This window comes from Streptomyces sp. NPDC097619 (assembly GCF_040302735.1).
Lineage (GTDB): Bacteria > Actinomycetota > Actinomycetes > Streptomycetales > Streptomycetaceae > Streptomyces.
In genome coordinates, this window is the sequence record NZ_JBEOSD010000327.1 from 1 (window position 1) to 1,397 (window position 1,397).

Here is a 1,397-nt window from a genome sequence, read left to right on the forward strand (position 1 = left end):
CTCGTCTTCGGTGTCTTCGGGGGTGGGGGCGGTGAAGGCGGGGATGGTGTTGGTGAACTCGGTCTCGATCCACCGCGTGTGGACCTTGAACGGGGTCCCGTCGGTCGGAGCGAACGCGGGATCGGTGACGACCGCGCGGTGGAACGGGATGGCCGTGGCCATCCCCTCCACCCGGAACTCCTCCAACGCCCGCGACGCACGCTGCAACGCCTGCTCACGCGTCGCACCCGTGATCACCAGCTTCGCCAGCAACGAGTCCCACGCCGGACCGATCACACTCCCGGTCTCCACCCCCGCGTCCAGACGCACACCCGGACCCGACGGCGGAGCGAACAACGACACCGTGCCCGGAGCCGGCAGGAAGTTACGACCCGGGTCCTCACCATTGATCCGGAACTCGAACGAGTGCCCACGGATCTCCGGATCCCCGTAACCGAGCTCCTCACCATCGGCGATCCGGAACATCTCCCGCACCAGGTCGATCCCCGTCACCTCCTCGGTGACCGGGTGCTCCACCTGCAGACGCGTGTTCACCTCGAGGAACGAGATCGTCCCGTCCAGGCCGACCAGGAACTCCACCGTGCCCGCACCGACGTAACCGGCCTCCTTCAGGATGGCCTTCGACGCCGCGTACAGCTGCGCGTTCTGCTCCGCCGACAGAAACGGCGCCGGAGCCTCCTCCACCAACTTCTGGTGCCGACGCTGCAACGAGCAGTCACGCGTGGACACCACCACCACGTTCCCGTGGGAGTCCGCCAGGCACTGCGTCTCCACGTGCCGGGGCTTGTCCAGGTAACGCTCCACGAAGCACTCGCCCCGACCGAACGCCGCGACGGCCTCACGCACCGCCGACTCGTACAGCTCCGGGACCTCCTCCAGCGTCCGCGCCACCTTCAGACCACGACCGCCACCACCGAACGCCGCCTTGATCGCGATCGGCAGCCCGTGCTCCCGCGCGAACGCCACGACCTCCTCCGCACCCGACACCGGATCCGCGGTACCGGCCACCAACGGAGCACCCGCGCGCTGCGCGATGTGACGGGCCGCGACCTTGTCACCCAGATCCCGGATCGCGTGCGGCGGCGGACCGATCCACGTCAACCCCGCGTCCAACACGGCCTGGGCGAACTCCGCGTTCTCCGACAGGAACCCGTAACCCGGGTGGACCGCGTCCGCACCCGAATCCGCGGCCGCCTGCAACACCTTCCCGATGTCGAGGTAACTGGCCGCCGGAGTGTCACCGCCCAGGGCGAACGCCTCATCCGCCGCACGGACGTGCAGAGCGTCCCGATCCGGATCCGCGTAAACGGCAACGCTCGCGATCCCCGCGTCCCGGCAGGCCCGGGCAACACGGACAGCGATTTCGCCACGGTTGGCGATGAGCACCTTGCGCACGA

1 protein-coding gene is annotated in these 1,397 nt (G+C 68.9%); it reads right to left on the reverse strand.

Features of this window, described 5'->3' with window-relative positions:
* Nucleotides 1-1,395, reverse strand: a 1,395-nt coding sequence (locus tag ABTZ17_RS36795) for an acetyl-CoA carboxylase biotin carboxylase subunit (protein WP_352200178.1), incomplete at its 3' end; no start/stop codon positions are given.
* Between the last annotated feature and the right edge of the window lie 2 nt (nt 1,396-1,397).